Genomic DNA, 17633 nt, shown 5'->3' on the forward strand with positions numbered 1-17633 from the left:
GAACGGGAAGTAGGCGCTGGTCAACTCCGGATGCCCCGCATCACAATGCAGACACTCCCGGTTGTTCTCCATCACCAGCTTCCAGTTACCCGCCTCCATCAGATCCGTCTGATGCGCCACCTTCAACCCCGCCAACCGGTACGGCGCCAGATACGGCTCCAGAACCCCCGCCACCTCATCGAAATCCACCGGCGGCTCATCCGACAGACACACGAACACCAACCCCGCCAGACTCCGCACCGGCACCCGCCGCAACCCGAACGCCGACCGATCGAACCCCGGCTGCGAAGACTCGGCGAAGATCAACGACCCATCCGTGCGATACGTCCACTGGTGATACGGACACACGAAGTTCCCCACCGCCCCACACGGATCATCCACGATCCGCGACCCCCGATGCCGACACACGTTCAACAGCGCCGACACTCCCTCATCGTCATCCCGCACGATGATCACCGACGTCGACCCCACCTCCACCGTCACGAAGTCCCCCGGCTCCGGAATCTCCGCCTCCGTCGCACAGAACAACCAATGCCGACCGAAGATCACCTCCAGATCCAGCGCATACACCTCCGCACTCGTGTAGAACCCCGACTCCAAGCTGTACCCCGGCACACGCCGCGCCACCATCCCCTCGATATCCACGGACGCAGAGGCAGATCCAGACGAAGGGCTCACAGGCACACTCCCGGGTTCTCGAGGTGATGGGCAGGACCGACCGTGTTGTCACGCATTACGAAACAACAGCGCTATGCAGAACAAACGCTAGAACGTTCCCCGTCGCGGGTCAAGACGTCTCCTGCGTCGAGGTCACGCGAGCGAGGACGCGATCCAGCACGCCGTCGTAGTGGTCGTATGCCCCGCTCTCCGTGAGCTCCCCATGCACCTGTTCGTTGAGCCCGCCTGGAGTCATGAGGTAGTCGATCATCTCGGTGAACGTCTGGCCGGTCCGGGCCGTCTCGTTCGCCAGCCCGATGGCATACCCGGAGAGGAAGGCCCGGGCATCCGCATAGGGCAGTCCGTGGCGGACCAGCCACCGCGCCTGATGCTCGAGGACGGCGTAGAAGCTGGCCATCGTCGCGGTAACGGCCTGCAGCGCCTCGTACTGCGCCTCTTCGCCCACCTCGACGGCGGTCCCGAGCGCGGAGAAGATCGACGCGGCCACCTCGTCCGCCGGATGGATCGCCGTGCACCCCGTGCCGTCCGCCACGGCCGGGAGCGGGATGGCACGGACGACCCGCTCGACGGGACCTGCCAGGGCATGCAGCATCTCGATCGACAGGCCGGGGACGAAGCTGATGACGTGATGGCGCGGCTCGAACTCCAGGTCCGAGAGCACCTGCGTCACGATCTGCGGTCTGACGGCCAGGCAGACGACGTCCGACGCCGTGAGCACCTCCTGGTTGCTGGCCGAGACGTGGATCCGCTCATCGAGCGCTGCGAGCTCCGCGGCGGTCTCGGCGTTCCGCGGAGACAGGGTGATCTGTGCGGGAGTGGAGCCGGAGCGGATGAGGCCGACGACGATCGCCTTGGCGATGACGCCGGTTCCGACGAATCCGATACGCATACCGTGCTGGTCCGGGGAAGGGGGCCCGCTGCGCCGGCGACCCGTCACAGGGCCGCGAGACCGGCCTCGGCCACGGCCTGGTCCTGCTCCCCCGAGCCTCCGCTCACGCCGAGTCCACCGACGACGACGCCGTCGCGGACGAGCGGCACGCCCCCGGCGAAGATCGCGACCCGGCCGCCGTTCGTCGTGTGGATGCCGAAGAACTGCTGGGTCGGCTGGGAGTTGTCGCCGAGGTCCTTGGTCTGGATGTCGAAGGCCTTCGCCGTCCATGCCTTGCTGATCGAGATGTCGATGCTGCCGATCCACGCCCCGTCCTGGCGGACGTGCGTGACGAGGTTGCCGCCGGCGTCGACGACGGCGATGTTCATGGGCTGGCCGATCTCGTCGGCCTTCTGCTCCACCGCGGCGACGACTGCTCGGGCATCGGCGAGGGTCAGTGCGGACATGGGTGCTCTCCTTGGCTGGGTCGTGCTGGATCGGGGTCTGGCCAGTCTCGACGAGACGTTCGGGTAGGTCCATCCCCGGATAGGGCAGGTGTCACCACCCGAACGGGTGGCTCCCGGATGTCGGCCAGTAGCCTGACCGCATGTCCCGACCCGCACGTGGCACCGTGGCGGCGTCGAGCGCACGAGGCGTCGAGGTCTCGATGTTGGACGGTCTCGTGCGAGTCCTGCGCTCGCCGCTGTCGGAGGTCGCCGCCGAGTTCTCCCGCCTCCTCTCGCCGGTGGTCGGCCACAGCGCGCTCGTCATCCTCGCCGAGGACGACGTCGGTCAGCCCCGCAAGACGTTCGGCGCGTCGGACGTCGTCGCCGCGCTCACCCGGCCGACCCTCGAGGACATCCGAGCCGGCCTGGACCCCGGATCCCCGGCCCGACTGCAGATCCGCGTCGGGGGAGAACCGCGCACGGTCCTCGCGATCCTCGCCGGCACCGGCGCCGTGCTGGTCATCGTCGACCCCGGTGCAGAGGACGCCGACCGTGTGCTGCTGCCCCTGTGGCAGATCGTCGCCCTGCGGATCCACGAGTTCGCGCGCCAGGCCTCACCCGCATACCTCCTGGAGTCGCGAGCCATGTCCAGCGTCCGCGTCGAGGCGGTCGCCGAGCTCGCCGACCAGCACGCCACGACCTTGGAGTCGCTGCTCAGCGTGCTGCGCTCGTCCAGCCTCGACGACCACCAGGCGCGTCAGGCGGCCACCCGTCTCGCGACCGACGCCTCCATCCAGCTGCGCACGGCGACCGACCGGGTCCGCACCGCCGACGAGGAGCCGGTGACCCAGGCCTTCACCCGACTCCGGAGTGACCTCCTGCCGCTCCTGCGCTACCGGGATGTCGACGTCCAGTTCGTCGAACCCCCGGTGGACGGTCGCCCGCTGCCGAGCGAGGTCGCCCATGGCGCACGGGCGGTCGTCCGTGGAGCGATCCTGGCCATGGTGGACCAGCCGAACGTCTCCCGGATCCGGGTGCAGTGGGACTGCGACGGCAAGAACCTGCTCATCGACCTCCGCGACGACGGCACGTCGGGACTGGCCCCCGACAGCCATCAGGTCCAGCCGCTCAGCGGGCGCGTCACCGCCTTGAGGGGCTCGCTGTCCATCACGACGACGGAAGGCTGGGGATCGGAGATGGCGGTCGTCCTCCCGTTGGACCCTCCGTCGATCCAGGCCGACGACCTCGTTCCGTGGGGTCTGGCCCCGCGGGAGCTCGAGGTGGTCCGGCTCATCGCCGACGGAATGGGCAACCGCGCCATCGCCGAGTGTCTCGGGATCAGCGAGAACACCGTCAAGTTCCACGCGTCGAAGATCTTCCGCAAGCTCGGCGTGACGTCAAGGGCCCAGGTCGCCGCCCGGGTGAGCCACCGGCGAGCCGCCTTCCAGGCCGGCATCCGGGTCCGGTGACGGGCCGACGACGTTCTCGGGCCCTGGCCGCGCTCAGCCGTGCTTGACGTGACCGGCGCGCCAGGAGATCGTGGCGGCCGCCGATGCCAGCGGCTCCAACAGACCGGGGACGGAGCGCTCGTTGACCCGGAACGCCGGCCCGGAGATGGTGATGGCCGCCACGACCTGCTCGGTGAGGTCGCGGATCGGCATCGCCACCGCGGCCAGCCCGACCTCGTACTCCTCGTAGGTCGTCGCATACCCGACATCGCGAACCTGGTCCAGCTGTGCGGCGAGCTCGCCGGGGTCGGTGATGGTCTCCGGCGTGTGGGCGATCAACGGCTCGCGGAGGAATTCGGCGATCCGATCCCTCGGCATGCTCGCGAGGAAGACCTTCCCCACCGCGGTCGCATGGAGCGGCTGCCGCTTCCCGACCCAGTCGATCGCCATGACGGCCGCGTCGCCCAGCGCCTGGTCGACGGTGAGCACCTCCGTCCCGTCGGGGACCGCGACGTTGACCGTCTCCCCCACCTCCAGCGCCAGCTGCTGGCACACCGCGTGGCTCATCTTCGCGATGCTCCGGACCCTCGCGGAGCCGGCCGCCAGGAGCACCGCGGTGTACCCGATGGCGTACTTGCCCCGCTCGGAGTCCTGTTCGACGAGGCCGCGGGCCTCCAGGGTCGTCAGCAGGCGGAAGGCGGCCGACTTGGAGATGCCCAGCTCACCGGCGATCTCGGTGACCCCCGCCATCCCCGCCTTCGCGAGCAGCTCGAGGATCGACACCGCGCGATCGACGGACTGCACGGCCGGATCGCGGCGTCGAGTGTCGTCCGGCATGTCGCGAACCATAACCCGGCCGGGTCACATCGACGACGAGCCGGATCGCATGCGGGGCGGTGATCAGGGGTGGGAGAGCATAACGGGCAGTCCGTGACCCGTCAGCCAGTCCTCGTCCTGCCAGGTCTCCAGATAGCGATCACCGGCGTCGGCGAGAAGCGCGCAGACCGTCCGGCCCGGGTTGTCGCGCAGGTATGCCAGGGCCGCGCCGATCGCGGTCCCCGACGAGCTGCCCACCCTGATGCCCGCCTCGCGCAACACCGCCAGGTGGGCGGCACTCTCCAGGTCGTCGATCTCGTAGGCGCCGTCCAGCACGTCGAAGTCGAGAAGCGGGGGCAGGAAGTCACCGCCGATGCCTTCGACCAGGTACGGGCCGCCCTCGACCTGCTCACCCCTCAGGTGCGCCGCGAGGATGCTGCCCACCGGATCCGCCAGGACGATCTCGATGCCCGGTCGACGCCGCTTGAGTGCGCGGCCGACGCCCGTCAGCGTGCCGCCCGTCCCGGCGCCCGCAACGAAGCAGTCGAGCCCGTCCCCCACCTGCGCGAGGATCTCCGGTCCCGTGCCCTCGGCATGGGCGGCGACGTTGGCCGGGTTGTTGAACTGGTCGACGTACCAGACGCCCTCCTCGGCTCCGAGCCGCTGGGCCACGTTGATGAAGTTGGCCGGGGAGTCCAGCCCGACGCAGGGGCACAGCACCACCTCGGCTCCCGCCTCCTCCATCCGGCGCACCTTGCCGGGGCTCATCTTCCGGCTCATCGTGATGATGACCCGTTTGCCCAGCTCACGCCCCGCGACGGCGAGCGAGATGCCGGTGTTCCCGCCGCTGGCCTCGACCACGGTGTGCGCCTGGTCGGTGCGGGGATCGTCGACCATCCACCGCACGGGCCGGTCCTTCACCGAACCGGTCCGGCTCTCGTTCTCCAGCTTCGCGAGCAACGTCCCCTCGACGCCGAACAGCTCGGTCAGGTCCACAACGGGTGTGGTCATGGCGCTCCCGAGGGTCGGGTCGTGGATGGCATCGGACGGTGGAACCCTATCGATGGGCCATCGGGAACGGGCCTGGCGACCACTCGTGGGTCCGCCCGATCGGGATCTCGTGCGGTCGCCCGGGCGCCGGCATCCGCGCGTCAGTAGGCCACGCTGAAGCGGCTGCGCCGGTGGACCGGCTCCTCGATCTCCGCCACCACCGCCTGGGCGAAGTCCGCCCCGGAGACGAACGAGCTGCCCTCCTCATCGACGAGGAGGACGTCGCCGCCGATCCGGTAGCTGCCGGTCGGCACGCCGGGGTTCACGCCCCCGAATGCGGCCGCGGGGCTGACGAAGAACCAGTCCAGGTCCTGCGCGCCACCGCGCAGGTCCTCGAGCACGCCGTCGAGCTCCCGGGCCTCTTCCCGGTACTCCTCCGGGAAGTCGGCGGTGTCGACGAGCTTCGGACCGTCCTCGGTGACGAGCAGCGAGCCGGCACCGCCGACGACACCGAACCGAACGCCCCGGGCGGCCGCGAGCCGCGCCACCGTCGCCTCGATCGCCCGGAGCACTCCGGGGCCCGAGAGGTCACCGCGCGGCGCCAGCGCACTGACCACGACATCCGCGTCATCGACGGCGGCAGCCAGGGTCGCCTCCGAGGCGACGTCACCGGTGCGATAGTCGACGCCCGCGACCGGCACCGTCGGGATGGTGCGGCTGTACGACACCACCGCGTGTCCCGCTGCCGCCGCCGCGGCGACGATGTTGCCGCCCGCATACCCTGTGCCGCCCAGGACGACGATGTTGACCATGACCACTCCTTCGTCGGTTGCATCGGGTCCCCTCCGGGAGCCCGCCGCAGTTACCGTAGGCGAGTCACTCTCCGGTAGGAAGTGCGCACTTTCGAGTGAGCCACTCACTCCGCGGTAGGAATCAGGAGGTATGCCGACGATGTCCGAGCTCGCGTGGGATCCGTACGATCGCGACTGCCCGACGCGTCAGCTGTTGGACCGCATCGGTGACCGCTGGACCGTCCTGGTCATCAACACCCTCGACGACGGCCCGCGTCGCTACTCCGAGCTCGCTCGCCGCATCGACGGGATCTCCCAGAAGATGCTCGCCCAGACCCTGCGCACCCTGGAGTTCGACGGGCTCGTGACCCGCACGGTCTATCCGGAGGTCCCGCCGCGCGTGGAGTACGCCCTCACCGACCTCGGCCGATCGCTGCAGGAGCCGCTGGCCGCGCTCGAGGAGTGGGCCACCGCCCACATGGCGCGGGTGCTCGACGCCAGGCGGGCACATCGTGCGCGGATCGTGGACGCCTCAGGCTCAGGACGGCCCGGTCCGACCCAGCCGTAGGTTGAGCAGCGTGTCGAGTGCGACCGAGTCGCCGTCGCGTCCTCCGTGCCCGACCTGCAACGGCGGCGGCGTGGGATCGAGGTGGACCGTCCGCCAGCGGCCGAACCGCTCCGGCGGGACGACGAGGACGTAGAAGCGGCCGTCGACCCCGATGCCGACCGACCTGTCGTTGCGCAGGTACCAGCCCACGACGGTGGTCCGGTAGCGCCCACGTCCGTTCCACGGGCGGGCCGTCAACACCTCGGTCGCCAGGCCCGACCGGCTGGCCTCCGCGACGAACCGGTCGATCAGGACCTGGGCCTTGGCCGACTCTCGTTCGGCCCGCCGGCGTTGCGCGGCGACGTGGTAGTCGGCCCGCTCGGCTGCCTCGTCCCGGCGCCGATCCCGGTCCGCACCCATCGATACCTCCGATCACGTCTCGCCGGCCGGACGGCGACGATGCGACGTCAGCTCTTCCGCAGGTCCTCGGCAAGCATCACGATGATGCCGCTGGGCCCGCGGACGTAGGTGAGCTTGTACATGTCCTCGTAGATCGCGACGCCGCGCAGCGGGTGGCAGCCGTGCCTCGCGGCGATCTCGAGGGATTGCTCGATGTCGTCGACCGCGAAGGCTACCCGGTGCATGCCTATCTCGTGGGGGCGCGTGGGTTCGGTCTCGATCGCATCGGGATGGATGTACTCGAAGAGCTCGAGGCGTCCGTTGCCGTCCGGGGTCTGGAGCATGGCGATCCTGGCGTGGTTCCCGTCGAGACCGACGGCCGTGTCGGCCCACTGTCCGCTCACCTCGTCGCGGCCCAGGACGGTCAGCCCCAGGTCGGTGAAGAAGGAGATGGCGGCGTCGAGGTCACGGACGGCGATGCCGACGTTCTCGAGTCTGATGGGCATGGCTTTCACGCTAGCCCCACTCGGTGTTCGTCGGCAGCCTCGACCGGCCACCCCGCGGCGTCCCCACGCGCCCGGTCGGTGAGGATGGAAGAACGTCGAGACGTGATGTCGAAGACCCGGGTGGCCGTTCGACGTAGGTGCACCACGTACCCGCCCACCAACCCGTAGGAGTGATCGAGATGCCGCGTTTCATGGGATTCGTGAGAATGGAAGAAGGCGTCGGTACGCCGCCGCAGGCGCTGTTCGAGGCGATGGACGCCTACATCGGCGAGCGGGCCTCGAGCGGCGTGTTCGTCGACGGGGGCGGCCTGTACGGCACCGAGGACGCCGTGAACTTCGTCGTCCGTCAGGGAGAGATCAGCAGGGTCGACGGACCGTATGCCGAGGCGAAGGAGGTCGTCGGCGGCTGGTCGATCCTCCAGTACGACAGCCTCGAGGAGGCTGTCGCCGACCAGCAGTCGTTCGCCGAGCTGCACGCGAAGTACTGGCCCGAGGTCACGGTCATCTCGACCCTGCGCCAGATCTCCACCGGCCCTGAGGCACCCGGCGACTGACGGGGACTCACTACGCTGGCCACGTGCCGGCGCAGACCAGTGCGGACAACACGAACGAGGCCATCGTCGCGGCGTGGCGGGCCGAATCGGCCCGCCTCGTCGGCGCCCTCACCCGGATGACCCGTGACCTGGAGCTCGCGGAGGACCTCGCGCAGGACGCCCTCGTCGCCGCCCTGGAGCAATGGCCGACGACCGGCATCCCGCAGAACCCGGTCGCGTGGCTGATGACCATCGCGAAACGGCGCGGCATCGACCACTTCCGGCGCGCCGACACCCTTCGCCGCAAGACCGCGGAGCTCGAGCATGCCCACGGCGGAGAGGAGGGGACGATGCCCGACCTCGACGGCCAGGTCGACCACATCGAGGACGACGTCCTGCGGCTCATCTTCCTGACCTGCCATCCCGCCCTGACGGCCGAGTCCCGCGCCGCGCTGACGCTGCGCCTCGTCGGCGGACTCACGACCGCGGAGATCGCCCGCGGGTTCCTGACCACCGAGTCCGCCATGGGACAGCGGATCTCGCGAGCCAAGAGGACGCTGTCGGCGGCGCAGATCGATATCGAGCTGCCCACCGGGCGCGAGCGGACCGAGCGCATCGACGACGTGATGGCCGTGATCTACCTGATCTTCAACGAGGGCTACGCCGCCACGGCCGGCGAGGACTGGATGCGCCCCGACCTGGCCACCGAGGCGATCCGGCTCGCCCGGATGGTGGTCGCGCTCGTCCCCGACGAGCCCGAGGCCCTCGGACTCCTGGCGCTGCTGGAGATCCAGGGGTCGCGGATGGCCGCCCGGATCGACGAGCGCGGTGAGCCGGTCCTGTTGGAGGCGCAGGACCGGGGCCGATGGAACACGATGCTCGCCCGCCGCGGACTGGCCGCCATCCAGCAGGCCGAGCGGCTCGCAGCGCGCGGCAAGCCGGTCGGGACGTACTTCCTCCAGGCCTCGATCGCCGCCGAACACGCCCGCGCCAGGCGGGCCGAGGACACGAACTGGCGCCGGATCGCCGCGTTGTACGACGTCCTGGCGAACACCGCGCCCGGACCGGTCGTCGAGGTGAACCGCGCGGTCGCATACGGGCGAGCGTTCGGACCGGACGCGGGCCTCGCCGTGCTGGCGGAGCTGGACGCACGTGCCCTCCGCGACTCGCCGCTCCTGCCCAGCGTGCGGGGAGACCTGCTCGAACGGTCCGGGCTCCACGCAGAGGCGGCCGAGGCGTTCGCCGAGGCGGCCGGGCGCACCAGCAACGGCAGCGAGCGCGCGGTCCTCCACCGTCGCGCCCAGGAGAACCTGGCGCTCCGACAGACATCCGAGCCGGGCCGATGACCAGGAGATCGGTGCGCTACCGGGCACCCTGGGCGTCACGTGCGGGTGGATGCCGAGGCTCGGCGACCTGGGAGAGCCCGACCTCCGCGCGGTGAACGGCCACCGTCGTGGCGAGGAGCGTGACGCCCACGAGGAGCAGCGAGGTCTCGGTACCCCACGTGTGCGCAACCCATCCCAGCACGGGAGTGGCGACCAGCACCGGGGCGACCTGGGCCAGCTGGATCACCGAGTTGAACCGGGCCAGCATGGGCTCGGGCGTGGCATCGGTGAAGCGGGGGAACAGCCTCGCCGTCGTCGTCGAGGTGCCGATGCCGACGAGGAGCACCGCGAACACCCCGGCGGCGAGGTGATCGGCGACCGCCAGCAGCAGGGCTCCTGCCGACGCGGTCACCGGGCCCATGAGCGCCACGCGAGCAGCCGGTGCCCCGCGTCGAGCGACGATCGCCATCACGGTCATCCCGCCGAGCGGCCAGGCGCCGACGACCAGACTGGTGCCGCCGGCGCCCCAGCCGCGGTCGTGCCCGGCGAGCGGAACGCAGAGCTCGACGAGGGGGAGGATGGTCACCGCGAGTCCGCACACGGCGGTGACCGTGGCGGGAACTCCCGGTGACGTGAACGCCAGTCGGACTCCGTCACGCAGCTGCGTCGTCCACGAGCGCTCGCACGGCGGTCGCTCCGGAGCCAGGGGCGGTCTCGTCGCGAGCAGCACGAGGCCCACCATGGCGAAGCTGAACGCGTCGATGCCCGAGGTCGGTGCCAGGCCGCCCCAGGCCAGGAGCGCGCCGGCGACGACCGGACCGGTCACCTGCGCGAGCTGCAGGAGGAGGACGAGGGTGGCCATGAGACGCGGCAGCTCCTCGCCGCGCGCGAACAGCCGCGGGAAGACACCCGCGGCAGGGCGCCGCACACCGGCCGCCGCACCGCTGAGGAAGGACACCGCCACGAGCGCCCAGACGGGTGCCGCCCAGAGCGCGCCGACGGCGAACGCACCCATGACGGCCGCCATGACCAGGTCGCAGCACACCATCACCGGACGCGCACCCCAGTGGTCCGCGACCAGTCCGCCGGCCAACACGAGCAGGCAGAGCGGAATGGAACCGGCGGTGAGGACCACGCTCGCGGTGGCGGGGCCACGACTCGCTGACACCCAGGCCAGCGCGTAGAACGTCATCGCGTCCCCAGGGCGGACAGGGCCGCGCTCGCTGCCCACCGGCGGAAGCCGCGAGGTGCCTTCGTGCTCACTGCTGACGGCGAGCGACCGGCATCAGCAGGGCGAGGAAGCCGGACTGATACGGGCAGGTCACCCGCACCGCCTGCGTCTGCGTCTGCGAGGCGACGCGCAGCACGATCTCCCGCCCGAGCGCGCACCCGATGGCCCGACGGGTCAGTGCCGACCCGAGTCGTAGCGACATCCCCGGAGTGTCGACTGTCCCCGGAATCTCACGGTCGCCGATCCGGACGGCATCGTGGACGACCTCCAGGTCGAACTCGGCATGGCCGGCCGCCTCGATCGCCTCGACGACGTCGGTTCGAGGCAGGGCCATCCGACCGACCGCGGGCGGAAGCCCCGCGATGAGCATCCGATGGGCCGGATACGGGACGTCTCGGATCGGGACCACCTCGCCCGCCACCGCGATACCGTCGCCGCCGAGTTCGAGGGTGGCTTCGTCGTGACGTTCGAGGATGCCGCAGAGGCGAGCGGCGTCCGGGAGGGACAGCACGATACGAAGGTCGTCGGCGGGCGAGGTCGGCAGGGTCCGGACGGCCATCCAGAAGCGGTTCGTGGCGACCACGTCCACCGTGCCCGCCGCCATGTCGAGGAGCACCCCGGACAGCGGAGAGGCCGGGTCGACGTCTGCAGCGACCCGCACCTGACGGATCGCCGCCGCGAGCTCCGGCCCGTTCAGGCCGACGGTCCCGCCGACGCGTCCCGCGGACTCGTCGGCCAGGAGGTTCTCGAGCGCTGTCGCGCGGCGGGCAGCGGCCGCCTCCTGCTCCGCCAACACCTCGCGCAAGACCCGCCGACGGTCTTCGACGCTGCCCTCGAGCGCGGTGCGCATGACCTCGATCGGCACGCCGGCATCGCGCATCCGCGCCACCAGGCGGGCGCGGCGTTCCAGGTCGGGCGTGTAGTACCGGTAACCGGTCACGTCGTCGACCTCGGCGGGCCGGAGCAGGCCGCACTCGTCGTAGAACCGAAGCGTGCTCGGCGCGAGCCCGACGGCACGCGCGAAGGCCCCGATCGTCAGCAGTGGCTGGTCCATACGTGTCAGCCTGCGGTATCACGTCGCTCGAAGGTCAAGCGACAGCGCCCAACCAGCGAATCGTCCGAGCCGCGGGACGTCGCGGACCTCCGACGAGCCATTGACCGGTCCGCTGGATCGGCATACCGTGTGCCGCATAGCGACGATGTGCCGCGAAGAGGCACCGTTCTCGACATGTCCGAGGAGGACAGCACGATGACGACGACCACCGAGCCCGTTCGTCGGGGCGTGTCCCCAACGGCGCTGCCGACCCGTCTGCGCGACCTCGTCGCGCGCCGCATACCGTGGCGCAGCCTGGAGGCGCCCTTCTACACCGACCCGGACGTGTTCGCCCTCGACATCGAGGCCATCTTCGGCCGGTCCTGGATCTTCGCCGCGGCCGAGGCCGAGATCCCCGAGCCGGGCGACTACGTCACCATCACCCTCGGGAGGTATTCGCTCATCGTCGTGCGTGACGACGACGAACAGGTCCGGGCATTCCACAACGTCTGCCGGCATCGGGGTGCCCGGCTGCTGATGGAGGACCGGGGCAGCGTCGGCAATATCGTCTGCGCGTACCACAGTTGGACCTACGGCGTCGATGGCTCACTGCGGTTCGCCGAGTCGCAGTCGGCGGACTTCGATGCATCGTGCTACGGGCTACGGCACGTCCATGTACGCACCGTCGCCGGGCTCGTCTTCCTGTGCCTGGCGCAGGAGACGCCCGAGGACTTCGACGAGGTGGCCGGCATCGTCGAGGACTACGTGGGGCCGCATGACCTCACCCACGCCAAGGTCGCCGCACAGATCGACCTGGTCGAGCGCTGCAACTGGAAGCTGACCATGGAGAACAACCGCGAGTGCTACCACTGCGCCGGGCATCCGGAGCTGAACTGCAGCATCTTCCCGGTCTACGGGTACACACCCGAGAACCTCCCTCCGCGGCTGCAGGGCGACGCCGAGCGGCTCCGCACGGCCACCGCGGAGGCCATCCGTACCTACGACGCCCTCGGCCTGCCGTATGCGGCACGCGAGGAGCTCGACACGCGAACGACCGGATACCGCATCGAGCGCGAAGCTCTTGACGGAGCCGGTGAGTCCATCACGGTCGATGGTGCCGCCGCCGTCCGACGGCTCCTGGCCGGCTTCCCCACGGCCAAGCTCGGCCGGCTCGGCCTCCACCTGCAGCCCAACTCGTGGTTCCACTTCATGGCCGACCACGCCGTCGCCTTCACGGCCCTCCCCATCTCACCGGACAGGACCCTCGTCCGCTCGACCTGGCTGGTCCACGCGGATGCCGTCGAGGGCGAGGACTACGACGTGGAGAGTCTGACCCACGTGTGGAAGGCGACCAACCTGCAGGATGCCGGATTCGTCGAACGGGCCCAGCTCGGCGTCTCCAGCCCCGCCTACCTGCCCGGCCCCTACAGCTCGACCGAGTACCAGGTCGAGGCCTTCGTCAACTGGTACATCGGCCGCCTGGCAACACTCCCAGCATTCAGCGAGCAGGTCGACGGGCTCCAGCCGGCCGTGCACGGCGACCTGACCTGGTGAGCCGGCGGGTCGCAACCCATCCGGCCCCGTGGGGTGTCAGCCTTCCTGGCGATCCACACGGCCGTCTCGCCGGGCAGTTCGCCGTCCCGCCACCTCGCCGCTGGCCAGCAGGACCTGGCCTTCTTGCTGCGCGGTCGGCAGGTCGCCGACGTTCGTGGCGCACTCCCAGCCGTTCGGGCGGCGGCAGGTGGGGCGCAGCCTCGCCGAGGCCGAGCAGGACGCCCTCGGTGGCCCAGGGAGATGGAGCCCGACATCCGTCGCGGCCGATCTGGACGCCGCGGTCGCGGAAGAACGAGGGGTCCTGGCGAGCCATGCCGCCCGTACCGGGCCGATGGACAGGAAGTTCGCTGGGCCGGGTCGCCGACAGTGACACCCGCCGTGCTCGCGAGGCAGGGCCTTAGGACGGGCGTCGACGCCATTGCCTGTCGGTGGGGTCGACGCGCATCCAACGCGGCGCGTGCTCGAAGAGGAGTCAGCGCTCTCATCGACTACGCCGGGGGTCCGTCAACCCCGACTCGCCCGCTGTGTCTGGACTTCGAGGCGCGAGCTCAGCATGAGCTCGCTCCGGCCGTCAGCGGATACGGTGCCGCACGGGGTAGGTCCAGCCCTGGTCACTGTCGCCGTCGTTGTCGTATCCCTCGACGATGGCGTAGTAGCACCAGCCTTCACTCGAGCCGATGCCGCCGGGAGGGGAAGGAAGCGTGAACGAGCCCCAGGTTCGCGGGTGGAAGATGCCAGTGCTCACGTCGGCCTGGGACCACCGGTCCAGCGGCAGCGGTTGATCCGAGGTGGTGAGCGACCAGCGGACGATGAACCGGTCATAGTTCCACGGATCGGTCGTGCCCCAGTCGAGAACGGCCCGCCCGGCCTGTTCATAGATGGCGACGGTCATGTTCCTTCCCTGGTTGGGTGTCCAGGCAACCGCCCCGTTCTCGAAGCCTTGGTACAAGCCGGGCGCGGCGGTGAACTGATACGCCGCACCGTTCGGTCCAGCACGGCCGACGGCGGCCCCCAGGGGTCCGGTGAGTCCGCCATATTGCTGCCATCGGTCGGCGATCGGTCCGGGCTGCGCGGCGTAGTACGGAAGCACGAAGTGGAAGCCGGCGGCCTGATGGAGATCGCCGCCGGCGCACCGGCCGGGGTTGGGATAGCCGTTGTAGAAGAGCGCTTGGCACTTGATGCAGAACCGCCACTCGGTCTGGCTGTCCCACTCGCCGTTCACGTCATGGGGGAGCACGAACTGGAACCCTGCGGCTCGGTGCTGGCGATCTCCCACAGGGCAGGTCTTCTTGTCCTCGTACCCGTCGAAGAAGAGGACGAAGCACTTGTCGCAGAATCGCCACGCGGCCTGCGAGGTCGGGGCTTCGGGAACGTCGTGCGGCAGGACGAAGTGATAGCCGGCCCGGGCATGCTCGCCGTCATCGGCCGGGCAGTGTCCCTTGTCGTTGTAGCCGTCGTAGAAGAGCACCTGGCACTTGACGCAGAATCTCCAGTCGGGTTGTTCGGCCATGGTCGGACCCTTCCTCGGTGGTCACCGGGCAGTCGGCGAGGTGTGCGGGCCGACGTCCGAGTCGAGCCCTCGAAGACCACGCAGCCAGGCTCCCTCCCAGTGTCTTCAGCCGGGCCTTTCGCGCACGAGTAGCCGACTACTCGTTCTCCACAGGCGCCCAGTCGACAGCCGCCGCGGCTGTCAGAGCCGTGCAGCACAGGTGAGCGGGCACACTGTGGCACGAGACTCCGGGTGAGGCACCGACTGAGCCTCCGCCGAAGAGGTCGGGCCAGTGGTCGTGGCCCCGGTCGAGTGGCGCGAGACAGGCGACGGGATGCCTCGGCCCGGTTCGCGCACGGATCACCGCGCAAGGGCCGCCCGACTGGTGGCAGCGGCGGTGTGGATCATGTGATGCAAGGTGTCGATTTCGGTGTGCATCCGGTTCACGTCGCACCATCCCAGGTCCACGTGTCGGTCGCGCGCCTCGGCGACGAGGTAGGTGGGTCCGGGCAGGTAGGACATCATCGGGATCCCGGCCGCGTCGAGGGCGACGCCTTCACCGTAGAAGGGCCCCTTGGATGGTGAGCAGAGGGTCAGCCGGTTCCGCCGGATGGCCGCCCTGGCGATGATGGCCACGGCACGATTCGAGCAGTACACCGAGGAGGGTTCATCGTCGCCCGTCGGCCGATAGGTGACGCCGTCGTCCGCCCAGCCGCGGGCACCGAGATGCTCGACGGTGACACCGGCCTTCGTCCTGGCGGCCAGGTCGGGGTAGTCGGTGAGGTAGGCGCCCGACCGCATCAGTTGGGTCTGTGCGAAGTGACCGGTGGCGAAGTAGAACGCGAACGACACAGGCCGCTGCTTCCGTGGGACGGCTGCCAGCCGCTGCCCGATGGACAGCATCCCGAGGGGTCCGTTCTCCTCGACCACGTTCGGGCCGTCCGTGTGCGTGTTCACCACGACGACGTCGTCATCGGCCCTCGCACCCGGCAGCATCGCGAGCAGCCCATCGGTTCGGGTGCTCGGGGCGATCTCGGCGTCGAGGACCAGGTGCGCGGTGCTGCCGCCTCGCCGGGCCACGGCACGCAGGTGGTCACCCTGGGCGGCGTCCACGCAGATCGCCGGGATGTCACGAGACAGCCCGTCGAACGGGTCGTACTGACCATATGCGTCGGCCCGCGCCATCGGCATGATCTTGATGCACCCGACGGCGCCCGCTGCCTTGAGCCCGAGCAGGACTCCGACGGTGTCGCGAACGAGTGGGTCCGTCGCTGCGCGGTTGTACATCTGTGTCGGGTCGACACCCGGGGCGAACCCGAACCAGGTGTCGACCAGATCGTCCAGGACGATGTCGGCCCACGGCGCGTCGATGACGGCGACCTTTCCTCGCACCGAGACCCCGGCCAGATCAGCGGGACGGCCGGTCCCCGCATACACCAATCCGGCGTGGATGCCCCGGCTCGGCGTCTGCCCCGAGTAGGGGTAGTAGAACGACGGTCTGACCGGGACGACGCCTCCGCCAGGGGTTCGGATCGTCAGGTCGTACCGGCGCGCTGTCCACCGCTGGAAGGTCTGCGGCCTCCGGTCGATCTCGAAGCCGAGGCTGCGGTATGCGACGGCCAGGTCGTCGATGAACCGCGCGTGAGGCCCGGTTCCGGTGTACCGAGGTCCCAGGTCGGCGAGGTAGTCGACCCAAGACTGCAGCGTTCGGGTGTCTGCCAGTCTCCCGCGCCGGGGCCGCAGACCCGTGACGTGCCGGGGCACGGACGCCGATGGTGACGCCTGGGCCGGGCCGGCCGCCATGGTCGCCGTCAGCCCTGCGGCAACGGCGGATCCCTGCAACAGGGTGCGTCGGGAGAGCTGGGCCATGAGGAGGACTCCTGTTGGATGTGGGCCGGGTGGAACGGTGCCGTGCGAGGCTCGCGGATTCCCTGTGACTCGACTGACACGACGTGTCGGTGGTGCGCGCCCAGGGTGGCTCACCCGGCGTGTTCCCGGGAAGACGGCCGAGCAGGACACCGTGGAAGGAGGAACAGGTCACCGCCTCGCCAGGCGTGGGCCCCGCTCAACCGGAGGCGGCGCTCACGGTTGGAGCTCCTGGACGTGCTTGGCCAGCGCGTCGTACACGACGCGGGCCGACCGGGTCAGCAGGGAGCTCTCGCGTGTGCTGAGCTGGACCTTCAGGCCTTCGGACTCCCCGTCGATCGGGATCCAGACGATCTCGGCGTCGGCAGGCGGCGTCACGCGGATGCCGATCCCGACGCCGATCCCTTGGTCCACCATGAGCATCAGGTGGTACAGACTGGCGACCTGAGCATCCGACCGCGGTTCGACCAGCCGCGCATGCAGTACCGCCCACAGCGTGGTGCCCTCGTTCATGGAGACCAGCGGCAGCGGGGCGAGGTCGTCCCAGGTGATCGACCTTCGGAGCGCGAGCGGGTCGTCCCGGCGGACGTACACCCCGAGCGGCACGGAGAGCAGCGGTCGGCGAGTGACGCCCTTCGGCCGCACCGGCAGCGACGTCGTGACGAGTGCGAAGTCGATCTCACCCGCCAGCACCAGCTGCTCCAGGTGTGCCGAGGAGCCCTCCGATATGGCGATCCGAAGTCGGGGGTACTCACGACGCAGTCGCGAGATCACTGGGATCACCGCCAAGGTCGTGGCCATCGGTGTCGTGCCGATCCGCACCGAACCGGAGATCGCGCCTGTGCTGTATGCGACGGCGGCATCGACGAGGTCACGCTGGGCGTCGACGAGCCGGATCGCATACGGCAGCAGCGCCTCTCCAGCGGTGGTGAGCGTGACTCCCCGCCGGGATCGCTCGATCAGCTGGAGATCGAGCTCTTCCTCGAGGCCGGTCAGCTGCTGCGCCAGCGACGACTGCGCGATCCCTGCTCGAGCCGCCGCCTGCCGCAGCGAGCCGCACCGAGCGACCTGGACGAAATAGCCGACCTTCTCCACTCGCATATCAACTCCCAC

Annotated in this window: 18 protein-coding genes; 5 read left to right on the forward strand and 13 right to left on the reverse strand. The window is 69.9% G+C overall.

Annotated features, from left to right (window positions below):
• From BN12_RS00785 to BN12_RS00795, 3 genes are all read right to left on the reverse strand, one after another.
• Window positions 1–645: aromatic ring-hydroxylating oxygenase subunit alpha (locus BN12_RS00785; RefSeq protein WP_235432262.1), on the reverse strand; the 645-nt coding region annotated here is incomplete at its 3' end.
• Window positions 646–787: 142 nt separating this feature from the next.
• Window positions 788–1567 (reverse strand): pyrroline-5-carboxylate reductase, encoded by a 780-nt coding sequence (locus BN12_RS00790; protein ID WP_048549616.1) that lies wholly within the window; start codon window positions 1565–1567, stop codon window positions 788–790.
• A gap of 44 nt (window positions 1568–1611) precedes the next feature.
• The gene (locus BN12_RS00795; RefSeq protein ID WP_048549617.1) at window positions 1612–2013 is read right to left on the reverse strand and encodes a GlcG/HbpS family heme-binding protein; all 402 of its coding nucleotides are present in this window, start codon (window positions 2011–2013) and stop codon (window positions 1612–1614) included.
• Between the two features lie 140 nt (window positions 2014–2153).
• On the opposite strand from BN12_RS00795, the gene BN12_RS00800 reads away from it, so the two are divergent.
• On the forward strand, window positions 2154–3461 hold the full coding sequence (locus tag BN12_RS00800; RefSeq protein ID WP_048549618.1) for a helix-turn-helix transcriptional regulator: 1308 nt from the start codon (window positions 2154–2156) through the stop codon (window positions 3459–3461).
• Window positions 3462–3494: 33 nt separating this feature from the next.
• On the opposite strand, the gene BN12_RS00805 is transcribed toward BN12_RS00800, so the two are convergent.
• The 3 genes from BN12_RS00805 to BN12_RS00815 all read right to left on the reverse strand — a co-directional run bounded on the left by BN12_RS00805 (window position 3495) and on the right by BN12_RS00815 (window position 6058).
• Entirely contained in the window at window positions 3495–4277 is a 783-nt protein-coding gene (locus BN12_RS00805; protein ID WP_200901113.1) for an IclR family transcriptional regulator, read from the reverse strand.
• A 63-nt stretch (window positions 4278–4340) separates the two neighbouring features.
• Entirely contained in the window at window positions 4341–5267 is a 927-nt protein-coding gene (locus BN12_RS00810) for a PLP-dependent cysteine synthase family protein (RefSeq protein WP_083454302.1), read from the reverse strand.
• Between the two features lie 140 nt (window positions 5268–5407).
• Complete coding sequence (locus tag BN12_RS00815; protein WP_048549620.1) at window positions 5408–6058, reverse strand: NAD(P)-dependent oxidoreductase; 651 nt, start codon at window positions 6056–6058, stop codon at window positions 5408–5410.
• 139 nt (window positions 6059–6197) lie between these two features.
• Here BN12_RS00815 and BN12_RS00820 point away from each other — a divergent pair, with 139 nt between their 5' ends.
• Entirely contained in the window at window positions 6198–6605 is a 408-nt protein-coding gene (locus tag BN12_RS00820; protein WP_048555853.1) for a winged helix-turn-helix transcriptional regulator, read from the forward strand.
• Here the strand turns inward: BN12_RS00820 and BN12_RS00825 are convergent.
• Both BN12_RS00825 and BN12_RS00830 read right to left on the reverse strand, forming a co-directional pair.
• Complete coding sequence (locus tag BN12_RS00825) at window positions 6576–7004, reverse strand: hypothetical protein (RefSeq protein WP_053079916.1); 429 nt, start codon at window positions 7002–7004, stop codon at window positions 6576–6578. The genes BN12_RS00820 and BN12_RS00825 overlap by 30 nt on opposite strands.
• A 47-nt stretch (window positions 7005–7051) precedes the next feature.
• A complete protein-coding gene (locus BN12_RS00830; protein WP_048549621.1) occupies window positions 7052–7489 on the reverse strand; it encodes a VOC family protein in 438 nt (145 codons plus the stop codon).
• Window positions 7490–7695: 206 nt separating this feature from the next.
• Here BN12_RS00830 and BN12_RS00835 point away from each other — a divergent pair, with 206 nt between their 5' ends.
• Window positions 7696–8043: a YciI family protein gene (locus BN12_RS00835; protein ID WP_235432263.1), complete on the forward strand. Its 348-nt coding sequence runs from the start codon at window positions 7696–7698 to the stop codon at window positions 8041–8043.
• Between the two features lie 23 nt (window positions 8044–8066).
• Window positions 8067–9368, forward strand: a complete 1302-nt coding sequence (locus BN12_RS00840) for an RNA polymerase sigma factor (protein WP_048549622.1) — start codon at window positions 8067–8069, stop codon at window positions 9366–9368.
• Window positions 9369–9384: 16 nt separating this feature from the next.
• Here BN12_RS00840 and BN12_RS00845 read toward each other — a convergent pair whose 3' ends face one another.
• Both BN12_RS00845 and BN12_RS00850 read right to left on the reverse strand, forming a co-directional pair.
• Window positions 9385–10539 carry an MFS transporter gene (locus BN12_RS00845; RefSeq protein WP_048549623.1) on the reverse strand — a complete coding sequence of 385 codons (1155 nt, stop codon included), beginning with the start codon at window positions 10537–10539 and terminating at the stop codon, window positions 9385–9387.
• A 67-nt stretch (window positions 10540–10606) separates the two neighbouring features.
• The gene (locus BN12_RS00850; protein ID WP_048549624.1) at window positions 10607–11632 is read right to left on the reverse strand and encodes a MerR family transcriptional regulator; all 1026 of its coding nucleotides are present in this window, start codon (window positions 11630–11632) and stop codon (window positions 10607–10609) included.
• 174 nt (window positions 11633–11806) lie between these two features.
• On the opposite strand from BN12_RS00850, the gene BN12_RS00855 reads away from it, so the two are divergent.
• Window positions 11807–13165 carry an aromatic ring-hydroxylating oxygenase subunit alpha gene (locus BN12_RS00855; protein ID WP_083454303.1) on the forward strand — a complete coding sequence of 453 codons (1359 nt, stop codon included), beginning with the start codon at window positions 11807–11809 and terminating at the stop codon, window positions 13163–13165.
• Between the two features lie 571 nt (window positions 13166–13736).
• Here the strand turns inward: BN12_RS00855 and BN12_RS23300 are convergent.
• The 3 genes from BN12_RS23300 to BN12_RS00870 all read right to left on the reverse strand — a co-directional run bounded on the left by BN12_RS23300 (window position 13737) and on the right by BN12_RS00870 (window position 17621).
• A complete protein-coding gene (locus BN12_RS23300) occupies window positions 13737–14675 on the reverse strand; it encodes an LGFP repeat-containing protein (protein WP_053079917.1) in 939 nt (312 codons plus the stop codon).
• Window positions 14676–15014: 339 nt separating this feature from the next.
• A complete protein-coding gene (locus tag BN12_RS00865) occupies window positions 15015–16523 on the reverse strand; it encodes a PA domain-containing protein (RefSeq protein ID WP_048549625.1) in 1509 nt (502 codons plus the stop codon).
• Window positions 16524–16736: 213 nt separating this feature from the next.
• Window positions 16737–17621 carry a LysR family transcriptional regulator gene (locus tag BN12_RS00870; protein WP_083454304.1) on the reverse strand — a complete coding sequence of 295 codons (885 nt, stop codon included), beginning with the start codon at window positions 17619–17621 and terminating at the stop codon, window positions 16737–16739.
• Between the last annotated feature and the right edge of the window lie 12 nt (window positions 17622–17633).

It is taken from the genome of Nostocoides japonicum T1-X7 (genome assembly GCF_001046855.1).
Taxonomy (GTDB): Bacteria; Actinomycetota; Actinomycetes; order Actinomycetales; family Dermatophilaceae; genus Nostocoides; species Nostocoides japonicum.